18 protein-coding genes are annotated in these 18,804 nt (G+C 71.9%); 6 read left to right on the top strand and 12 right to left on the bottom strand.

Annotated elements, in window-relative coordinates:
- Positions 1 to 18: 18 nt before the first annotated feature.
- The 6 genes from ACFYXV_RS26625 to ACFYXV_RS26650 form a co-directional block, all read right to left on the bottom strand.
- On the bottom strand, positions 19 to 1,584 hold the full coding sequence (locus ACFYXV_RS26625) for a DoxX family protein (protein ID WP_389384221.1): 1,566 nt from the start codon (positions 1,582 to 1,584) through the stop codon (positions 19 to 21).
- A gap of 201 nt (positions 1,585 to 1,785) precedes the next feature.
- A complete protein-coding gene (rlmB, locus tag ACFYXV_RS26630) occupies positions 1,786 to 2,757 on the bottom strand; it encodes a 23S rRNA (guanosine(2251)-2'-O)-methyltransferase RlmB (protein WP_048475743.1) in 972 nt (323 codons plus the stop codon).
- 101 nt (positions 2,758 to 2,858) lie between these two features.
- Entirely contained in the window at positions 2,859 to 4,259 is a 1,401-nt protein-coding gene (gene cysS, locus ACFYXV_RS26635) for a cysteine--tRNA ligase (protein WP_385470262.1), read from the bottom strand.
- Positions 4,260 to 4,346: 87 nt separating this feature from the next.
- A complete protein-coding gene (ispF, locus tag ACFYXV_RS26640) occupies positions 4,347 to 4,856 on the bottom strand; it encodes a 2-C-methyl-D-erythritol 2,4-cyclodiphosphate synthase (RefSeq protein WP_385470264.1) in 510 nt (169 codons plus the stop codon).
- Positions 4,846 to 5,592 carry a 2-C-methyl-D-erythritol 4-phosphate cytidylyltransferase gene (gene ispD / locus ACFYXV_RS26645; protein ID WP_385470266.1) on the bottom strand — a complete coding sequence of 249 codons (747 nt, stop codon included), beginning with the start codon at positions 5,590 to 5,592 and terminating at the stop codon, positions 4,846 to 4,848. Before ispD ends, ispF begins: the two co-directional genes overlap by 11 nt.
- Positions 5,593 to 5,850: 258 nt before the next feature.
- Positions 5,851 to 6,333, bottom strand: a complete 483-nt coding sequence (locus ACFYXV_RS26650) for a CarD family transcriptional regulator (protein WP_003953493.1) — start codon at positions 6,331 to 6,333, stop codon at positions 5,851 to 5,853.
- A gap of 591 nt (positions 6,334 to 6,924) precedes the next feature.
- On the opposite strand from ACFYXV_RS26650, the gene ACFYXV_RS26655 reads away from it, so the two are divergent.
- On the top strand, positions 6,925 to 7,602 hold the full coding sequence (locus ACFYXV_RS26655) for a DUF461 domain-containing protein (protein ID WP_389384222.1): 678 nt from the start codon (positions 6,925 to 6,927) through the stop codon (positions 7,600 to 7,602).
- Positions 7,603 to 7,703: 101 nt separating this feature from the next.
- Here ACFYXV_RS26655 and ACFYXV_RS26660 read toward each other — a convergent pair whose 3' ends face one another.
- Both ACFYXV_RS26660 and ACFYXV_RS26665 read right to left on the bottom strand, forming a co-directional pair.
- Positions 7,704 to 8,384 carry a response regulator transcription factor gene (locus tag ACFYXV_RS26660; protein WP_007265514.1) on the bottom strand — a complete coding sequence of 227 codons (681 nt, stop codon included), beginning with the start codon at positions 8,382 to 8,384 and terminating at the stop codon, positions 7,704 to 7,706.
- Positions 8,385 to 8,419: 35 nt separating this feature from the next.
- The gene (locus tag ACFYXV_RS26665) at positions 8,420 to 9,646 is read right to left on the bottom strand and encodes a sensor histidine kinase (RefSeq protein WP_383346979.1); all 1,227 of its coding nucleotides are present in this window, start codon (positions 9,644 to 9,646) and stop codon (positions 8,420 to 8,422) included.
- Between the two features lie 216 nt (positions 9,647 to 9,862).
- On the opposite strand from ACFYXV_RS26665, the gene phoU reads away from it, so the two are divergent.
- A complete protein-coding gene (gene phoU, locus ACFYXV_RS26670; protein WP_030157050.1) occupies positions 9,863 to 10,540 on the top strand; it encodes a phosphate signaling complex protein PhoU in 678 nt (225 codons plus the stop codon).
- Positions 10,541 to 10,639: 99 nt separating this feature from the next.
- Entirely contained in the window at positions 10,640 to 10,792 is a 153-nt protein-coding gene (locus ACFYXV_RS26675; RefSeq protein ID WP_199809224.1) for a hypothetical protein, read from the top strand.
- Between the two features lie 227 nt (positions 10,793 to 11,019).
- Here ACFYXV_RS26675 and ACFYXV_RS26680 read toward each other — a convergent pair whose 3' ends face one another.
- Together ACFYXV_RS26680 and ACFYXV_RS26685 are read right to left on the bottom strand one after the other, a co-directional pair.
- Positions 11,020 to 11,322: a hypothetical protein gene (locus ACFYXV_RS26680; RefSeq protein WP_385470271.1), complete on the bottom strand. Its 303-nt coding sequence runs from the start codon at positions 11,320 to 11,322 to the stop codon at positions 11,020 to 11,022.
- Positions 11,323 to 12,282: 960 nt separating this feature from the next.
- Positions 12,283 to 13,041, bottom strand: coding sequence for a phosphoglyceromutase (locus tag ACFYXV_RS26685; RefSeq protein WP_385470273.1), 759 nt, complete (start codon positions 13,039 to 13,041; stop codon positions 12,283 to 12,285).
- Between the two features lie 164 nt (positions 13,042 to 13,205).
- Here ACFYXV_RS26685 and ACFYXV_RS26690 point away from each other — a divergent pair, with 164 nt between their 5' ends.
- Positions 13,206 to 14,516, top strand: a complete 1,311-nt coding sequence (locus ACFYXV_RS26690; RefSeq protein WP_389384223.1) for an MDR family MFS transporter — start codon at positions 13,206 to 13,208, stop codon at positions 14,514 to 14,516.
- Positions 14,517 to 14,555: 39 nt separating this feature from the next.
- On the opposite strand, the gene ACFYXV_RS26695 is transcribed toward ACFYXV_RS26690, so the two are convergent.
- Positions 14,556 to 15,044 (bottom strand): YbjN domain-containing protein, encoded by a 489-nt coding sequence (locus ACFYXV_RS26695; RefSeq protein ID WP_385470275.1) that lies wholly within the window; start codon positions 15,042 to 15,044, stop codon positions 14,556 to 14,558.
- Positions 15,037 to 16,407 (bottom strand): D-inositol-3-phosphate glycosyltransferase, encoded by a 1,371-nt coding sequence (gene mshA / locus ACFYXV_RS26700; protein WP_389384224.1) that lies wholly within the window; start codon positions 16,405 to 16,407, stop codon positions 15,037 to 15,039. Before mshA ends, ACFYXV_RS26695 begins: the two co-directional genes overlap by 8 nt.
- 252 nt (positions 16,408 to 16,659) lie before the next feature.
- On the opposite strand from mshA, the gene ACFYXV_RS26705 reads away from it, so the two are divergent.
- Positions 16,660 to 17,472 carry a class I SAM-dependent methyltransferase gene (locus tag ACFYXV_RS26705; protein WP_385470279.1) on the top strand — a complete coding sequence of 271 codons (813 nt, stop codon included), beginning with the start codon at positions 16,660 to 16,662 and terminating at the stop codon, positions 17,470 to 17,472.
- A gap of 227 nt (positions 17,473 to 17,699) precedes the next feature.
- Positions 17,700 to 18,761, top strand: coding sequence for an NlpC/P60 family protein (locus ACFYXV_RS26710; protein ID WP_389384225.1), 1,062 nt, complete (start codon positions 17,700 to 17,702; stop codon positions 18,759 to 18,761).
- Positions 18,762 to 18,804 lie beyond the last annotated feature (43 nt).

Genomic DNA, 18,804 nt, shown 5'->3' on the forward strand with positions numbered 1-18,804 from the left:
CCTCTTTCCGTACGGTCGTCAGCCGAGGAGGCCGCCGACGAGTCCGGGCTTCTTCGGGGCGGTGTCCCCGCCGCCGCTGCCGCCTCCGTTGCCGGAGCTGGAGGACGGGGGCTTCGGGGTGGACTGCTTGGGCGAGCTGCCCGAGTTCGAGCCGCTGCCCGAGCCGCGGGTCGCGGTCGGTGACTGCGAGCCGGTGCCGGCGCTCTGCTTGGCGGTGGAACCGGTGCTGCCGCGGCCGGACTTGGCCGCGGGCGCGGAGGCGCTGGCGGTGGGTTCGGCGGCCTTGGAGGGCTGCTGGGTGGCGGGCTGCTGCCGGGGCTGCTGCTGCTTGCCGGCGGACGGGGCCTGCGGGAGCGGGGAGCCGGGGAGGTAGTTGCTGGGGGCCTCGCCGGGTCCGGGGACGGTGACCACGGTGGTGGAGCGGACGGCGCCGCCGAGGAGCGAGCCGATGAGCAGGGTGAGTCCGCAGACGACGGTGGCCATGATGGTTCCGCGGCGCAGGACGCGCCGGCGCAGCCGCCAGATCTCGGAGCGCGGCCCGAGGGTCCGCCAGGCTTCTCCGGCGAGGCGTCCGTCGAGGGAGTAGACGGGGGCGCCGGCGATGATCAGCGGGCTCCAGGCGGCGAGGTAGATGATGTCGGGGGCGTCGTAGGCGGGGACGGTCTTCCAGCTGACCGTCATCAGGAGGGCGGCGGACAGCAGGGCGCCGATGCAGGCGGCGAACCGCTGCCACAGGCCCAGGACGGTCAGCACGCCGACGATGACCTGGAGGAAGGCCACGCTGAGCCCGGCCCCGACGGGGTGGGCGAGCGCGAAGTCGCGCAGGGGTTCGGCGAGCGCCCAGGGGTGCAGGGTGCGCAGCCACGTGACCATGGAGCCGCGTTCGCCGCCGTCGAAGTAGACGGGGTCGCACAGCTTGCCCATGCCGGCGTAGATGCAGATGAAGCCGAGGAAGACGCGCAGCGGGAGCAGCACGACGCCGAGGTTCATCCGGCGGCCCGGGTAGTACGAGGCCTGCCCGCGGGTGTCGGAGGGGGTGCGGCGGTAGTCGGTGGCGGGTCCGGCGTCGAGGCCGTCGTACGGGCCGCCGCCGCCCGCGTACCGGGGGTCGTGGGAGAGGTCGCGTACGGGGGCCAGCGGGCGGGTCTCGTCCGGGTCTCCGTACGTGCGCTGGCCGATGACGGTCGGCGTGGCCAGCGTGTCCTCGGCGAGGTCGTGGGCGAGGTCGACGCGGGGGATGGTCTGGGTGGCGCCTCCGTCGAACTCGTCGTGTCCGCGCCCGTGTTCGCGTACGGCCTGGAGGAGTCCGCCCATGGCGGCGGTGTCGCCGGGGGCTGACTTGCCGCTCCAGACGACGGGGGCCCGGCGGCGGCCCGCGCCGGCAGCGGCGGCGACCGCGGCGCCGCCGAGGACGGGCACGCGGCCGGGGGCGTTCGCGGGCTTGGAACGCGCGCTCGGGCTCGGTGCGAGCCGCACGCGGAAGCTGGCGTGGTTGACGATGACCTGTGCGGGGTCGCACGGCACCTTGACCATGCTCAGCGCGGGCTGGTCGTCGAACCCTGACGTTCTGGTGTCCACACTCATCTAACCGAGTGATCAGTGTTTAGGACACTGCCTTGACAGCAGGGATGTGTCCGAGACCCGTCAAGATCAAGCCACCCCGCCCGAAAGGGGCGGGGTGGCACGCTCACGGGTCACGTTCCATGAGCCAAGTGGATCAAGGCGGCGGTGCCGCCACCAGGGCCGCGGTGCCGCCGCCACCAGGGCGGAGGTGCCGCCCGGGGGTCAGACGCGGCCGCGGGTGGCCCGGCGGCGGGCCGCCTCGTAGAGCACGACGCCCGCGGCGACACCGGCGTTCAGCGATTCGGCGCCGCCCGGCATCGGGATGCGGACGAGGTAGTCGCAGTTCTCGCCGACGAGGCGGCCGAGGCCCTTGCCCTCGGAGCCGACGACGATGACGACGGGGCCGCCGAGCGCCTCCAGGTCCTGCACCTCGTGCGTGCCTTCGGCGGCGAGGCCGACGATGGCGATGCCGGCCTTCTTGAAGTCCTGGAGGGCACGGGTCAGGTTGGTGACGCGGGAGACCGGGGTGCGGGCGGCGGTGCCGGCCGAGCTCTTCCAGGCACCGGCGGTCATGCCGGCCGCGCGGCGCTCGGGGATGACCACGCCGTGGCCGCCGAAGGCGGAGACGGAGCGGACGATCGCGCCGAGGTTGCGGGGGTCGGTGACCCCGTCGAGGGCCACGATCAGCGGGTCGTCGCCCTCGTCGTACGCGGCGGAGGTGAGGTCCTCCGGGTGCGCGTACTCGTACGGCGGGACCTGGAGGACCAGACCCTGGTGGTTGAGCCCGTTGGTCATGCGGTCGAGCTCGGGGCGCGGGGCTTCCATCAGGTTGATGTTGCCGCGCTCGCCGGCGAGCTGGAGGGCCTCGCGGACGCGCTCGTCGTTGTCGATGAACTGCTGGACGTAGAGGGTGGTGGCGGGGACGCCGTCGCGCAGCGCCTCGAAGACCGGGTTGCGGCCGACGACCATCTCGCTGGTGCCCTTGGGGCCGCCGCGGCGCGGGGCCGGGCGGCGCTTGGCGGCCTGGCGGGCCATGGCGCCCGCGATGCGGTTCGCCTTGTGCTTCTTGCGGTCCTCGGCCTTGGGCGTGGGGCCCTTGCCTTCCAGGCCCTTGCGCCGCTGGCCACCGCTGCCGACCGTGGCGCCCTTCTTGTTGGACGTGCGGCGGTTCCTGCGCTGGCTGTTCCCGGCCATGACCTCTACCTGTTTTCGTTGATGCTGCGATATGTACGTATGAAGAGTGTGCCGCCCGGGGGGCCGGGCGGCACAGTCGGACTGCTCCGGGCGGCCGCGGCTCAGCGCGGGCCGAGGGACCAGCGCGGTCCCGTGGGGCCGTCCTCGATGACCAGGCCCGACTGCTGGAGCTGGTCGCGGATGGCGTCGGCGGTCGCCCAGTCCTTGCGGGCGCGGGCGGACTCGCGCTGCTCCAGGACGAGGCGCACGAGGGTGTCGACGGCGCCGTGGAGGTCCTCGCCCCGGTCGGACTCCCCGGCCCAGTGCGGGTCGAGGGGGTCCAGGCCGAGGACGCCGAGCATGGCGCGCACCTCGGAGAGCCGGGCGATGGCGGCGTCCTTGTCGTCGGCGGCCAGCGCGCTGTTGCCCTGGCGGACCGTGGTGTGGACGATGGCCAGCGCCTGCGGGACGCCCAGGTCGTCGTCCATGGCCTCGGCGAAGGCCGGCGGGACCTCGGGGGCCGGGTCGACGGTCTTGCCGGCCTTCTCGACGACGCGCTGGCAGAAGCCCTCGATGCGCGCGAAGGCGGACTCGGCCTCGCGCAGCGACTCCTCGCTGTACTCGATCATCGAGCGGTAGTGCGGGGTGCCGAGGTAGTAGCGCAGGACGATGGGGCGCCAGGTCTTGACCATCTCGGAGACGAGCACCGAGTTGCCCAGGGACTTGGACATCTTCTCGCCGGACATGGTGACCCAGGCGTTGTGCACCCAGTACTGGGCGAACGCGTCGCCGAAGGCCTTGGCCTGGGCGATCTCGTTCTCGTGGTGCGGGAAGATCAGGTCGAGCCCGCCGCCGTGGATGTCGAAGGCGCTGCCGAGATACTTGTGCGCCATCGCGGAGCATTCGAGGTGCCAGCCGGGACGGCCGCGGCCCCACGGGGTCTCCCAGTCGGGCTCGCCGGGCTTGCTGGCCTTCCACATGGCGAAGTCGCGGGGGTCGCGCTTGCCGGTGATGCCCTGCTCGGTGGGCTGGCGCAGGTCGTCGATGTCCTGGTTGGACAGCTCCAGGTAGCCCGGGAACGAGCGCACGTCGAAGTAGACGCTGCCGTCGGCCTCGTAGGCGTGGCCGCGCTCGATGAGCGTGCGCATCATCTCGATCATCTCGGGCACGTGGCCGGTGGCGCGCGGCTCGTACGTGGGCGGGAGGCAGCCCAGCGCGTCGTAGCCGTCGTTGAAGGCGCGCTCGTTCTCGTAGCCGATGGACCACCACGGGCGGCCCTGGTCCTCGGCCTTCCGGATGATCTTGTCGTCGATGTCGGTGACGTTGCGGATGAAGGTGACGTCGAGGCCGCGGTAGGTGAACCAGCGGCGCGCGATGTCGAAGTTCAGGTACGAGCGGACGTGCCCGATGTGCGGCGCCGCCTGGACGGTGGCGCCGCAGAGGTAGATCGAGACGCAGCCCGGCACGAGCGGGGTGAAGTCGCGGATCTGCCGGGCGCTGGTGTCGTACAGGCGAATAGTCACGGCATCCAGGGTAGTGGGCCTGTAGCAGTGCCCCGCGACCCTTTCGGGGCGCGGGGGCGCTTTGTTGCGGAAGCGGTGTCCCCGGGACTACGGATTCGTCCGGTACACCAGTGCGGTGGCGATGGCGGCGAGGCCTTCGGCGCGGCCGGTGAGGCCGAGGCCGTCGGTGGTGGTGCCGGAGACGGAGACGGGGGCTCCGGCGGCCGCGGCCAGGGCCTCCTGGGCCTCCTCGCGCCGCTTGCCGATCTTCGGGCGGACGCCGATCACCTGGATGGCGATGTTGCCGATCTCGAAGCCCTCGGCGCGGACGATGCGGGCGGCCTCCGCCAGGAGGGTGACGCCGGCGGCGCCGGACCATTCGGGGCGGGAGGTGCCGAAGTGCGCGCCGAGGTCGCCGGCGCCGGCGGCGGAGAACAGCGCGTCACAGGCGGCGTGGGCGGCGACGTCGCCGTCGGAGTGCCCGGCGAGGCCGTCCTCGCCCTCCCAGAGCAGCCCGGCGCACCACAGCTCGCGCCCGGTCTCGAAGGCGTGCACGTCGGTGCCGATGCCGACGAGCGGGATCAGGGGGGCGGCGGAAGCGGCGGGGCTAGTAGGCATCGGTGGCCCTCCTGCGGGCGAGTACGGCCTCGGCGAGGACCAGGTCGAGCGGGCGGGTGACCTTGAAGGCCTCTTCGTGGCCGGGGACCACCATGACGGTGATGCCGAGCCGTTCCACCATTCCGGCGTCGTCGGTGGCGCCCTCGCCGTCGACGGCGATGGCCTCGTGCGCCCGTACGAGGGTCGTGAGGTCGAAGCCCTGCGGGGTCTGCACGGCGCGCAGCCGGGCCCGCTCGGGGGTGGCGACGACCGGTTCGGCCTCGCCGGGCCCGCCGGGCTCGACCTCCTTGACGGTGTCGGCCAGCGGCAGCGCGGGCACCACGGCGGGCGAGCCGTCGCGGACGGCCTCGACGACGGAGTCGACGGTGTCCACGGGGACGAGCGGGCGGGCCGCGTCGTGGATGAGGACGGAGGTGATGTCCGCGGGGAGCGCGGCGAGGCCGGCGCGTACGGAGTCCTGGCGGGTCTCGCCGCCGGGGACGACCAGGATCTCGGTCCGGTCGGGCAGCGTGTGCTCGTCGACGAGGCGGCGCACCTCGGCGGCGCCGTCGGACGGGGCCACGACCACCACGAGGGAGACGGCCCGGGAGCGGGCCATGGCGCGGACGGCGTGGATGAGCATGGGGGTGCCGCCGATGGCCCGAAGGGCCTTGGGGGCACCGGGACCGAGGCGTACCCCCCGGCCGGCGGCCGGGATCACCGCGGCGGTGCGGTGGGGACGCGATTCGTCAGACATCAGTAGCTCCGAGCCAGGTTTGTGACTTCGGCCGACATGGGTATGGCCTGAAGGGTGCCGGGTGCGACGCCCTCGCCCCTTCCGTGACGACCGGTCGAGCAGGCTGGTCGGGCAGGCTTCAGGACCCGGCACGCCGGTGGGAAAAGTGCAGCAAAGGTGTGGGTACAGACATGCCGCAGCGCCCGGCAACAGCCCTCTCGTGGAGGAGAGGGCTTGTCATCGGGCACCGCGGCACAACTGTGTGAAGGACTTCTCGCGTCAGGACGCGAGAACCTCGTCGAGGAGGGCCTCTGCCTTGTCCTCGTTGGTGTTCTCCGCGAGCGCGAGCTCGCTCACCAGGATCTGGCGCGCCTTCGCGAGCATGCGCTTCTCGCCCGCGGAAAGCCCGCGCTCACGCTCACGACGCCACAGGTCACGCACCACTTCGGCGACCTTGATGACATCGCCAGAAGCGAGCTTCTCCAGATTTGCTTTGTAGCGCCGGGACCAGTTCGTCGGCTCTTCGGCATACGGTGCACGAAGCACCTCGAAGACCCGGTCCAGCCCGTCCTGGCCGACTACGTCGCGAACACCGACGAACTCCGCATTGTCCGCAGGCACACGAACCGTCAGGTCGCCCTGGGCGACCTTGAGCACCAAGTAGGTCTTGTCCACGCCTTTGATCTGGCGAGTTTCGATGGCCTCGATCAGCGCGGCCCCGTGATGGGGATAGACCACGGTGTCGCCAACCTTGAACGTCATGTGACAGGTACCCCTTCCGTGGCTATCCAGGGTAACACGAGAACTGACTGTTATGAATGGCGTTTTCGCAGGTCAGGGCCCATCTCGGGGCTTGACAACAGCGACACGAACGTGCTGCAAAGGGCTTCCGGAGGGGGGTATTCGCAGGTCGGAGGCGCTGTGCGGACCGGGCGAAACGGCCACGCTACACCCGGCCACCGACCCCGGGCGTGTGACGTACGTCCCGTTTTGCCGGTTTCGAAGCCGGGAAACCGAACTACTCCGTTCGACTGGCGGCCACTCGTACGGAGCGGTTCCGGCCCAATCCGGAATTGATCACGGAGAGCCGTTCGAAGGAATCCCGGAATTGATCACCGGGGGCCGCGCCGGGGATATGCGGGCGGCACATGATCGGCAGATGAACGGCGCGGGGCGAATGCAAGATCGCGGGGCCGGTGCAGGGCGGCCCGTGCGCTGCGGAGGGTCGGGTGCGGGGGCGGGGCGGCGGCTCGGTAACCTAAGCGCGCTGACACACCCTTAGGGCGGCTTTACCTCGGCCGCTCCGAGACTGCCCACCCTTCCGTTCCGTACGTCCAAGGAGTTGCCGCCGCCGTGAGCCGCAGCCTTCGACGCGGCGCCCTCGCCGCCACCGCCATCGTGTTCTCGATCGCCTCGCTGGCCGCTTGCGGTGCAGGCAACAACGCGGAGACGCTCCAGATCAAGCCCGACAACGCCGCTGTCACCAAGGGCAACATCAAGATCCAGAACGCACTGGTGATCACCCAGGGCGAGGAGAAGAAGGGCCCGGCGGCCGTCTCCGCGACGCTCTTCAACACCGGCATCAAGCCGCAGACGCTTGACGCCATCACCCTCGTGGGTGGCAAGACCAAGGTCGTGCTGAAGCCCGCCGAGGGCGCGTCCAAGGTCACCGTGCCGGCCGGCGGCTCGATCGTGCTGGGCGGCAAGGGCAACCCCTCCGCCGTGATCGAGGGCGGCGAGGCCGTGCAGAAGGGCAACGCGCAGCCGCTCGTCTTCCAGCTGAGCAACGCGGGCGACGTGGAGATCGCGGCCTTCGTCGTCCCGGGCACCGGCATGTACGCGGGCTTCGGCCCGACCGAGGCCCCGGTCGCCGCCCCCGGCGCCGCGCCCTCGGGCAGCCCCTCCGGCGCCCCGGCGGGCAGCCCGTCCGGCTCCCCGGCCGCGAACCCCTCGGGCGCCGCCTCGGGCGCCCCGGCGGGCACGGCCTCGGGGTCCCCGTCGGGCTCCCCCTCGCACAGCGCCGGCCACTGAGCCCCGGCACCACGCGCGAAGGGCCCCGTCCGCCGGAGCGGACGGGGCCCTTTCGTGTGCCCGCCCCCGTGGGTCAGGGGTCAGGGCGGCGGCACGGCGGTTTACGGCTCGAACTTGTAGCCCAGGCCGCGGACCGTGACCAGGTAGCGCGGCGCGCCCGGGTCGGGCTCGATCTTGGCGCGCAGGCGCTTGACGTGGACGTCCAGGGTCTTGGTGTCGCCGACGTAGTCGGCGCCCCAGACCCGGTCGATCAGCTGCATGCGGGTCAGGACGCGGCCCGCGTTGCGCAGCAGCATCTCCAGCAGGTCGAACTCCTTCAGCGGGAGGTCCACCTTGGCTCCGGCGACGGTGACCACGTGGCGGTCGACGTCCATCCGTACGGGGCCGGCCTCCAGCGCGGCCGGGGTGACCTCCTCCGGCTCGCCGCGGCGGCGCAGGACCGCGCGGATGCGGGCGACCAGCTCCCGCGAGGAGAAGGGCTTGGTGACGTAGTCGTCGGCTCCTATCTCCAGCCCGACGACCTTGTCGATCTCGCTGTCCTTGGCCGTCACCATGATGACGGGCACGTTGGAGCGGCCGCGCAGCTGCCGGCAGACCTCCGTGCCGGGCAGCCCGGGGAGCATCAGGTCGAGGAGGACGAGGTCGGCGCCGTTGCGCTCGAACTCGTCGAGCCCGTCGGGCCCGGTCGCGGCGATGGCGACCTCGAAGCCCTCCTTGCGGAGCATGTAGGACAGGGCGTCGCTGAAGGATTCCTCATCCTCGACGACGAGCACTCGGGTCACGGAAGGACCTCCGGGGCAGGAATGGCTGGTTCTGTTCAGGCAGGGGTGGGGTGGCTCGGTGCGGGGGCGGGCTCCGCGGCCGGGCCGGTCGCGGGTGCGGGTGCCGGGGCGGCCGCTTCCGGCAGGCGCAGGGTGAACGTGGAGCCCTGACCCTCGGAGCTCCAGACGGACACCTCCCCGCCGTGCGAGGCCGCCACGTGCTTCACGATCGCAAGGCCGAGGCCGGTTCCTCCCGTGGCGCGGGAGCGGGCCGGGTCCACGCGGTAGAAGCGCTCGAAGATGCGCTCGCGGTCCTTTTCCGGGATGCCGATGCCCTGGTCGGTCACGGCGATCTCGATCAAGTCTCCCCCAGGTGCCGCGACCCTGCGTCCGGCTATGCCGACGCGGGTGCGGGCGGGGCTGTAGTTGACGGCGTTCTCGACCAGGTTCCCGAGGGCCGCCGCGAGCTGGCCGCGGTTGCCCCAGACACGCAGGTCGGCGGTACCGCCCGCGGCCATGGTGATCTGCTTGGAGGACGCCGTGTGGCGGCAGCGGTCGATGGCCTCGGCCACCAGCGTGTCCACCCGTACGGGCTCCGCGTCCTCCAGCGGGTCGTCGTTCTGCACCCGGGAGAGGTCGATGAGCTCCTGCACGAGGTTGATCAGGCGGGTGGCCTCGATCTGCATGCGGCCCGCGAAGCGGCTGACCGCCTCGGGGTCGTCCGAGGCGTCCATGACGGCCTCGGACAGCAGGGAGATGGCTCCGACCGGCGTCTTCAGCTCGTGCGACACGTTCGCGACGAAGTCGCGCCGTACGGCCTCGATGCGGCGGGCCTCGGTGAGGTCCTCGACCAGCAGCAGGACCAGCCGGGAGCCGAGCGGGGCGACGCGCGCGGAGACCGCGAGGGCCTCGCCGCGGCCGGTGCCGCGCCGGGGCAGGTCGAGCTCGACCTGGCGTATCTCCCCGTCGCGGCGGGTGTCACGGGCCATGTGGAGCATGGGCTCGACGGCCAGTTTGCCGCCGCGTACCAATCCGAGGGCGTACGCCGCCGAGCTGGCCTTGACCACCGCGTCGCCTTCGTCGAGGACGACGGCGGAGGAGCGGAGCACGGAGAGGACGGTGTCCACGCCGGGCGGGAGCACCGCGTTGATGTCGGGGCGCATGGAGCTCCGGGTGGGGCGGGCCTGGTCGCGCTCGCTCCAGCGGAACGCCAGCATCGCGATCACACCGGTGCAAAGACCGGCGATCGCTGCAGCTGCGGCGACCGCCGCGTTCACGTCCATGACTCAAGGTTAAGCAGGCCCGACGGCACTTCCACAGCCGTTCGGGTGGCACCTCGAACAGTCGTCGCCCAGAGTTCACCGTGGCGACGGGGTTGATTCACTTGTGATGCCGGAGTCGGACGCGTTTGCGCCGCACCGTGTCAACGTGGGGGCACGAGGCCGCCCCGGCCCGTCCCACACGGGCAGCAGAGGCAGTAGGCAAGAGAGGGACAAGCCATGCGTGACGCGTACCACGAGGAACTGGACTCGATCGGGGAAGGCCTGGTCGAGATGGCCCGGCTCGTCGGTTCCGCGATCGGGCGGGCCACGACGTCCATGCTCGACGCCGACCTGAAGCTCGCCGAGAGCGTCATCGCCGCCGACCAGAAGGTGGACGACCTCCAGCACGACCTGGAGGCCCGCGCCATCGCGCTGCTGGCCCGCCAGCAGCCGGTCGCCACCGACCTGCGCATCGTGGTGACCTCGCTGCGCATGTCGGCCGACCTGGAGCGCTCGGGCGACCTGGCCCAGCACGTGGCGAAGCTGGCGCGGCTGCGCTTCCCGGACACCGCCGTGCCGCGGGACCTGCACGCCACCATCCTGGAGATGGGGCAGCTGGCGCAGCGCCTGATGGCGAAGGCCGCCGAGGTCATCATCACGAAGGACGTCGACCTGGCCCTCCAGCTGGAGCAGGACGACGACGAGATGGACCAGCTGCACCGCACGCTCTTCCAGCACCTGATGGACGACCGCTGGAAGCACGGCATCGAGACCGCGGTGGACGTGACCCTGCTGGGCCGCTACTACGAGCGCTTCGCGGACCACGCGGTGTCGGTGGCCAAGCGCGTGGTCTACCTGGTGACGGGCGAGCACGCGGACGAGCTGCAGGCGCCCACGGTGGTCGACGGCGTCTGAGCCGTTCTGCTCCAGTGCGCCGTTGACGCGCCCGTACGGCTGGGCATGAATAAGGCGAAGGCAGTACGACGCCACGCACGCCGCCTGCGAGGAGGATGCATGCCCGATTCCCCCGTCCCCATCACCCCGGAGCACGAGCAGCAACAGCCGCGGCCCGAGCCGCTGCGGCTCCCGCTGCTCGCGGCCTGCGGCTGCGGCTCGGGCTGCGGCTGCGGCTGCCAGTCCGGCGCGCCCTGCCAGTGCGGCGGCTGACCCCGTCGAACCGGCTCGGCGGCCCGGCCGCCACGGCACCAGGAGCAAGGAGAGGCCCCCTGCCCGCGGACACCAGCGGACAGGGGGCCTTTCGCCGGGCGCGCCCCGCAGACGAATGCCCCTGACCTGCGGTCGAACGGTCAGCGGTTGTCACCCTTGGCCAGCCTCGGTCACCGTCCCACGGCCCACAGACGGCCCAGAGCAAGCGCCAACAGGCCAGATGCCCATCAAGACAAGTCGTCGGCGCCAAGGGTCATTTGCAGCGTGGATCTACCAATGGTGATGGCGACCACGTCCGAGCACAGAGAGTTGTCGTCATCGGCGGCCGGATCGCCCTCACATCCTTGATCGGCATAGGTCTTCTGCGCGTCCTGCATTTTGACGATTTGTGCTGTCGTTCGTGGGTACCGTCGGCCGGTGGCCGTGATCGCAGAATCGATCTTCCCCACCACGGCCATGATCTCCTTGATGGCCTGCGCACACACAGCAGTGGACGGCGCCATACAGTCGGCAACACCTGTGCTGGCCACAGCCTCCAACCTCGGCGCCCAGACTGGCGCCAACTGCGCCTTAGCGGCGGCGGATGACGCAGCACTCGCTGGTGCGGAGACTGTGGCTGTCGGTGCCGGCCGGGCCGTGTCACTGCTCCCGCAGCCTGCCAGGCCAACCACGGTCACTACCACGGCTACGACGACCACGTACGAGCGCATGTCTCCCCCAAGAGCAGCAAGGAGGAGAAGTATCCAAGAACGCTTTGGTGCCGCGCTGGCCAACGCCAAGATCTCTCCGACTCCGACCGACCGCTAGTCGCTGGACGCCGGTCGCAACCCACCCCCTTCCCAAACTCCCATCCCGTCTGCCGTCGGCCCACACGCATGTGGAGCGGACGCGGTGCCGGGCGTCCAGGTGGAGCGCCCAACTGGACGAACGACCTGGACGCCCGGTGCCGTGTCTGCTCGGCTTGTCCTGGGCCGATGGCAGATGGGATGGGAGTTCCCCCGCCTCAGCCATCCACGGCTGGCACCCGCCAGCGGCGCCCCCGCCATCCCGGAGTCGGAGCGCCCCCGCCGGAGGCATGCTTGTGCGTGATGAAAACGCCAGCCCGCAGGAACTGGGCTCGACTCATGCCCTTTGGCCTATCCCGTCTTGCAGGGGCGGGCGTCGGCGCAGCGGGGGCGGAGCGGGCCGAAGGCAGGAGCGTCGCCCCGAGCGGAGCCGGGAAGCCCGCCCTGCGGAGCGGAGCGCAGCCGGGTGCTTGACGCTGGGGAGAACATCAAGGCGCTCGCGGAGTACCTCGGTCATTCGGATCCCGGGCTGACGCTTCGCGTCTACGTCCACCTGATGCCCAGCAGCCGGGAACGGACCCGGGCAGCCATCGCGTCCGTCTACCGGCCCCGTAGCGCCTGACGGCCCAGGGACGGCCCCAACACCGCGAAGAGCCCCTCACTCGCTGAGAACCAGCAGGTGAGGGGCTCTTTCGTGCGTCAGGGTTACTTCTTGCCCTGGTTCTTGACGGCCTCGATGGCGGCGGCCGCGGCGGCCGGGTCGAGGTAGGTGCCGCCCGGCTTGAGGGGCTTGAACTCGGCGTCCAGCTCGTAGGCGAGCGGGATGCCGGTCGGGATGTTCAGGCCCGCGATGTCGGCGTCGGAGATGCCGTCCAGGTGCTTGACCAGCGCGCGCAGGGAGTTGCCGTGCGCGGCGACCAGGACCGTGCGGCCCGCGAGGAGGTCGGGGACGATGCCGTCGTACCAGTACGGGAGCATGCGGACGACGACGTCCTTCAGGCACTCCGTCTTCGGGCGCAGCTCCGGCGGGATCGTCGCGTAGCGCGGGTCCCCGGACTGGGAGAACTCCGTACCGTCCTCAAGGGCCGGCGGCGGGGTGTCGTACGAGCGGCGCCACAGCATGAACTGCTCCTCGCCGAACTCGGCGAGCGTCTGGGCCTTGTCCTTGCCCTGGAGCGCACCGTAGTGGCGCTCGTTCAGGCGCCAGGAGCGGTGGACCGGGATCCAGTGGCGGTCGGCGGCCTCCAGCGCGAGCTGGGCGGTGCGGATCGCGCGCTTCTGGAGGGACGTGTGGACCACGTCGGGGAGGAGGTCGGCGTCCTTCAGGAGTTCACCACCGCGGACCGCCTCCTTCTCGCCCTTCTCGTTGAGATTGACGTCCACCCAGCCGGTGAACAGGTTCTTCGCGTTCCACTCGCTCTCGCCGTGGCGGAGGAGGATCAGCTTGTACGGTGCGTCGGCCATGCGTACGAGCCTAATGGACGCGCGGGGGCGCCCGCGCGCGTGTCCACGGCCCGCCCACGAGCCGTGGATTGACGGTGCGCGTCAATCCGGTGGCCTTCGCCGACCCCCCACCCGTAGGGTGCGGTGAGCAGGAGAGACGCTTACATCATCGGGGGGAATCCATCATGTCGGTCGCCGGTCTCAGACGGGCGGCGCGCGAGAGCGTGGCCGGCCTCCCCCGCGAGTTCTGGTGGCTGTGGACCAGCACCCTGGTGAACCGGCTCGGGGCTTTCGTCGCCACGTTCATGACCTTGTACCTGACCGTGGACCGGGGCTATTCGGCCTCCTTCGCGGGACTCGTGGTCGCCCTGCACGGGCTCGGCGGGGTCGTCTCCTCGCTCGGCGCGGGCGTGATGACCGACCGCCTCGGCCGGCGCCCCACGATGCTGGCGGCCCAGGCCTCGACGGCGTTCTCGGTGGCGCTGCTCGGCTTCATGGAGCACCCGGCGGCGATCGCCGCGGTGGCGCTGCTGGTCGGCATGACCTCGAACGCCTCGCGCCCGGCGGTGCAGGCGATGATGGCGGACATCGTCCGTCCCGAGGACCGGGTACGGGCCTTCGCGCTGAACTACTGGGCGATCAACCTCGGCTTCGCCGTCTCGGCGACGGTGGCGGGCTTCGTCGCCGAGTACAGCTACCTGGCCGGCTTCCTCGGCGAGGCCGCGCTCACGCTGGTGTGCGCGGTGCTCGTGTACGTGAAGCTGCCGGAGTCGCGGCCGGAGCGGACCGCGGCGGAGCGGGCGGCCGCCGAGCCGGAGATCGGGCTCGGCACGGTGCTGCGGGACGGGCGCTTCATGGGTGTGGTCGGGCTGTCGTTCCTGATCTCGCTGATCTTCACGCAGGGGTCGTTCGGACTGCCGCTGGCCATGGGCACGGGCGGGTTCTCCACCGGGGACTACGGTCTGGTCATCGCCGTCAACGGGGTGCTGATCGTGCTGTTGCAGCTCCCGGTCACCCGCTTCATCGAGAAGGGCGACCCGCAGAAGCTGCTGGTGGTCTCGGCGCTGCTCGCCGGGTACGGGTTCGCGCTGACGGCCTTCGCCGGGTCGGTGTGGAGCCTGGGGCTGACGGTCCTGGTGTGGACGCTGGCCGAGATCGTCAACTCGCCGACCCAGATGGGCCTGGTGGCCCGGCTCTCCCCGCTGCACGGCCGCGGCCGCTACCAGGGCATGTACACGATGTCCTGGGCGGTGGCCTCGCTGGTGGCCCCGCTGATGGCCGGTTTCATGATCGACCGGTGGGGCGCGGGCTGGCTCTGGGCCGCCGTGGCCGTGCTGGGCACGGTGGCGGCCCTCGGGTACTGGCTGCTGATGCGCAGCCTCGCCGAGAGCGAGCCCGGCTCCGGGTCCGTGGTCACGGCGTCGGCCGCCCCGGCCCCGGTTGCCGCCGCCCCGGCCCCGGTTCCGGCCGCCGCCCCGGCCGTCGCCGAGGCGTAGGCGGCGGTTCCCCTCCCGTACGTACGGGAGGGGCCGCGCTCAGGACGACGGCTGCGTCAGGTGCTTGAAGGCGTCCAGGTTGCGCGTCGGCTCGCCGCGCGAGACCCGCCACTCGTACTCGCGCCGGATCGCGCTCGCGAAGCCCAGCTCCAGCAGGGTGTTGAACGCGCCGTCCGCCGCCTCCAGGACCGTGCCGAGCAGCCGGTCCAGGTCCTCGGGGGTGATGACCGACAGCGGGAGCCGGGCCGTCAGGTAGACGTCGCCGAGCGGGTCGACCGCGTAGGCCATCCCGTACAGCTTGAGATTGCGCTCCAGCAGCCAGCGGTGGACGCCCGCCGCGTTCTCGTCGGGGTGGCGGATCACGAAGGCGTTGACCGACAGGGAGTGCCGGCCGACCCGGAGCGAGCAGGTCGTGGACAGCTTGCGCGTGCCCGGGAGCTGGACGACGTAGGAGCCGGGCTCGGGGCTCTCCCAGCCCAGTCCGGCCTCGGTCAGCGTGCTCTCGATGATCGCGGCGGTGTCAGCCATGGTGGGAGCGTACGCGACGGCGGTGATCGTGCATGGCCGCGGTGTAGACGTCCGCCGTGCCGCTCGCCGCCGTGTCCCAGCCGAAGAACTGCGCGTGCCGCGCCGCCGCGGCGCCCATCCGGTCCGCGAGCCCGGGCTCGTCCACGAAGCGCCGCAGCTCGCGCGCGTAGTCCACCGGGTCGTGCCCGGCTACGAGGATCCCCGTCACCCCGTCGTTGACGGCGACGGGCAGCCCGCCGACCGCGGCGGCCAGTACGGGCGTGCCGGTGGCCTGGGCCTCGATCGCGACGAGTCCGAAGGACTCGCTGTACGAGGGCATGACCAGCACGGACGCCGCCCGGAACCAGTCGGCGAGCGCGTCCTGGCGGACCGGCGGGTGGAAGTGGACGATGTCGGCGATGCCGAGCTTCGCGGCGAGCTTCTGCAGCCCCTCCGGCTTGGCGAGCCCGCTGCCGCTGGGCCCGCCGACGACGGGGACGAACAGGCGCCGGCGCAGCGTCGGGTCGCGGTCGACGAGCTCGGCGACCGCGCGCAGCAGGATGTCGGGGGCCTTGAGCGGCTGGATCCGGCCCGCGAAGAGCGGGATGACGGCGTCCTGGGGCAGGCCGAGGCGGGCGCGGGCGGCGGCCCGGCCGTCGCCGGCGGTGAAGCGGTCGAGGTTCACGCCGGGGTGGACGACGGCCACCTTGCCGGGGTCGGCCTCGTAGTGGCGGACGAGCTCGTCGGCCTCTTCGGTGGTGTTCGCGATGAGCCGGTCGGCGGCGGCGACGATCTGGGTCTCGCCGATGACGCGGGCGGCGGGCTCGGGGGTGTCCCCCGCGGCGAGCGCGGCGTTCTTCACCTTGGCCATGGTGTGCATGGCGTGGACGAGGGGGACGCCCCAGCGTTCGGCGGCGAGCCAGCCCACGTGGCCGGAGAGCCAGTAGTGGGAGTGGACGAGGTCGTAGTAGCCGGGCCGGTGGCCGGCCCAGGCCTGCATGACGCCATGGGTGAAGGCGCACAGCTGGGCCGGGAGCTCCTCCTTGGCGAGGCCTTCGTACGGGCCCGCGTCCACGTGCCGCACGAGGACGCCGGGGGCCAGCTCGACCACGTGCGGCAGGCCGCCCTCGGTGGCGCGGGTGAAGATCTCGACCTCGATGTTGATCGCGGCGAGGCGCTTGGCCAGCTCGACGATGTACACGTTCATGCCGCCGGCGTCGCCGGTGCCGGGCTGGTGCAGCGGTGAGGTGTGCACGCTGAGCATGGCCACGCGGCGCGGCTTGCGGTGGTGGCCGACGGCCGGCAGGCGCAGCCGGGGCGGGTCGAGGCGGGTGCCGCGGGCTGCGGCGATGCGGCCGCCGAGGCGGGACACGTACTGGCTCAAGGGAGCAGTTCCTCTCGCTCGGACGACACTCGGACGGCGCACGGTGGAGCGGGTGGACCACCGTGCGGGGCGGGGACGGGACACGGACAGGGCATGCCGGAAGGAGCGCACGGGGCGCCCTTCAAGCAGTGCAACCCGGATGGCCTCGTCCCGCATTCCGGGGAAGCGTGCATTTTTCCCCGGCGTTCGGATCGGGGGCCTGCCCGGGGGACGGATTCCGTCAGGTGGGTGCGCTCCGCTTACCCTCGGCGCATGTCCTCCCGCTCCGCCGCCCCGCCCCCGCGCCGCCCCGTGGGCACGGTGACGCGCGGGACGACGAACCCGAACCGGCTGCGCCGCATGGACCGCTGGATCGCGGCCACGCACGGGCCGGTGCTGCGGCGCGCGCAGGCTCCGGTCGCGGTGGACCTCGGCTACGGGGCCGCGCCGTGGACGGCGGTGGAGCTGCTGGCCCGGCTGCGGGAGGCGGCGCCGCGGGTGCGCGTGGTCGGCATCGAGATCGAGCCGGCGCGGGTCGCGGGGGCGAAGCCGTACGAGCGGGAAGGGCTCAGCTTCCGGCACGGCGGGTTCGAGGTGCCGCTGGAGGGCGGGGTCCGCCCGGCGCTGATCCGCGCGGCGAACGTACTGCGCCAGTACGACGAGGAGCAGGTCGCGGCGGTGTGGGAGCGGCTGTGCGCCCGGCTGGCCCCGGACGGGCTGCTCGTCGAGGGCACCTGTGACGAGATCGGGCGGCGGCACGTGTGGGTGGCGCTCGGGCCCGAGGGGGCGCGCACGGTGACCTTCGCCACCCGCCTGGGCTCCCTGGAGCGCCCCTCGGACCTGGCGGAGCGGCTGCCGAAGGCGCTGATCCACCGCAATGTGCCGGGGGAACCGGTCCACGCGTTCCTGCGCGACTTCGACCGGGCGTGGGCGGCGGCGGCTCCGTACGCCTCGTACGGGGCGCGGCAGCGCTGGATCCGGACGGCGCGGGCGCTGGCCGCGGACTGGCCGCTGGCGGACGGGCCCGGGCGGTGGCGGCAGGGGGAACTGACGGTGCGCTGGGAGGCGTTGCGCCCGGCGGGGTGAATGTGGCGCGGCGGGGAACCGGTCGCCGGGGTGGCCCGTTGAGTCGTCGGGGACGGGTGTGGGGGACTGGGTGGGGTCCGATCCCGTCACCGGAGGCAAGATCGGGACGCCACTCGCGAGGGTGTTGGAATTCACCCACTCGTGGCACCATCCCGAAGGCAGCGCAAAGTTACTGACGAATAGTCAGATCTGACACCGGATCCGACTCGGGGCACCTTGGGGGGACCATGGGGACCGTGGAGCGAAGGCGGCGGCGGGGCGTGTCCGCTCTCACCCTGCTGTGTGCGACGGCGCTGCTGGCGGTGTCGGCCATGACGGGCTCGGCCCAGGCGGCCCCGACGCCCGAGCCCGGCGCCAAGTCCCTTGAGCAGGTGCGCCAGGAGATCGACGAGCTGTACCGCCAGGCGGGAACGGCGACGGACGCGTACAACCTCGCGGAGGGCGAGGCCAAGGCGCAGTCCGCCAAGATCGTCGAGATCGCGAAGCAGGTCGTGGCGGGCCAGGACCGGATCACGGGCCTGAAGAACCGCGCGGGGGCCGCCGCGCGCGCCCAGTACCGCTCGGGCGGGATGCCGGCCGGCGCGCGGCTGGCACTGAGCGGCACCCCCAGCCAGTTCCTCGACGGGGCGGACCGGATCCGCCAGGGCGAGAAGGCGACCACCGACCTGCTGTCCGAATTGAACCGCACGCAGAGCGACTTGCAGAAGTACGCGAAGGACGCGAGCGCGCAGTGGGAGAAGCTCGAAGCCAACCGGATCAAGCAGGAGAACTCGAAGAAGCAGATCGAGGAGAAGATCAAGTCGGCGGAGTCGCTGGAGAGCAAGCTGGAGGCCGAGGAGAAGGCCCGGCTGATCCAGCTGGAGCAGGAAGCCCAGTACAAGGCGCAGACCGCCTGGCTGTCGACGGGCGTGCTGAAGGAGATCAACAGCTCGGCGTCGGAGTCGGGGAAGAAGGCGGTCCAGTACGCCACGGCGCAGATGGGCAAGCCGTACGTGTGGGGCGCCGTGGGCCCGGACTCCTTCGACTGCTCCGGCCTCACCTCGCAGGCCTGGCGGGCGGCGGGCAAGGGCATCCCGCGCACGTCGCAGGAGCAGCTGCGGCTGCTGCCGAAGGTCGCGATCAAGGACATGCGGCCCGGTGACCTGATCATCTACTTCGACGACGCGAGCCACGTCGGGATGTACGTGGGCGACGGCGCGATGATCCACGCCCCCCGCCCGGGCCGCAACGTCACCCTGGCCGGCGCCGGCTCGATGCCGATCAGGGCAGTGGTCCGCCCCGACGCGTAACGGCGGCCTGCCGCGAGGGAACCCGGCAGGGCCCGGCGACGTC

The organism is Streptomyces sp. NPDC002181 (genome assembly GCF_042890485.1).
Classification (GTDB): domain Bacteria; phylum Actinomycetota; class Actinomycetes; order Streptomycetales; family Streptomycetaceae; genus Streptomyces.

Excerpts from the sequence above, each read along its gene's own strand:
- phoU (WP_030157050.1), top strand. The coding sequence starts at position 9,863 with ATGCGTGACGCGTACCACGAGGAACTGGACTCGATCGGGGAAGGCCTG.
- ACFYXV_RS26710 (WP_389384225.1), top strand. The coding sequence starts at position 17,700 with ATGGGGACCGTGGAGCGAAGGCGGCGGCGGGGCGTGTCCGCTCTCACC.
- ACFYXV_RS26685 (WP_385470273.1), bottom strand. The coding sequence starts at position 13,041 with ATGGCCGACGCACCGTACAAGCTGATCCTCCTCCGCCACGGCGAGAGC.
- ACFYXV_RS26690 (WP_389384223.1), top strand. The coding sequence starts at position 13,206 with ATGTCGGTCGCCGGTCTCAGACGGGCGGCGCGCGAGAGCGTGGCCGGC.
- rlmB (WP_048475743.1), bottom strand. The coding sequence starts at position 2,757 with ATGGCCGGGAACAGCCAGCGCAGGAACCGCCGCACGTCCAACAAGAAG.
- ACFYXV_RS26705 (WP_385470279.1), top strand. The coding sequence starts at position 16,660 with ATGTCCTCCCGCTCCGCCGCCCCGCCCCCGCGCCGCCCCGTGGGCACG.
- ispF (WP_385470264.1), bottom strand. The coding sequence starts at position 4,856 with ATGCCTACTAGCCCCGCCGCTTCCGCCGCCCCCCTGATCCCGCTCGTC.
- ACFYXV_RS26625 (WP_389384221.1), bottom strand. The coding sequence starts at position 1,584 with ATGAGTGTGGACACCAGAACGTCAGGGTTCGACGACCAGCCCGCGCTG.
- ACFYXV_RS26695 (WP_385470275.1), bottom strand. The coding sequence starts at position 15,044 with ATGGCTGACACCGCCGCGATCATCGAGAGCACGCTGACCGAGGCCGGA.
- ispD (WP_385470266.1), bottom strand. The coding sequence starts at position 5,592 with ATGTCTGACGAATCGCGTCCCCACCGCACCGCCGCGGTGATCCCGGCC.
- ACFYXV_RS26665 (WP_383346979.1), bottom strand. The coding sequence starts at position 9,646 with ATGGACGTGAACGCGGCGGTCGCCGCAGCTGCAGCGATCGCCGGTCTT.
- ACFYXV_RS26675 (WP_199809224.1), top strand. The coding sequence starts at position 10,640 with ATGCCCGATTCCCCCGTCCCCATCACCCCGGAGCACGAGCAGCAACAG.
- ACFYXV_RS26650 (WP_003953493.1), bottom strand. The coding sequence starts at position 6,333 with ATGACGTTCAAGGTTGGCGACACCGTGGTCTATCCCCATCACGGGGCC.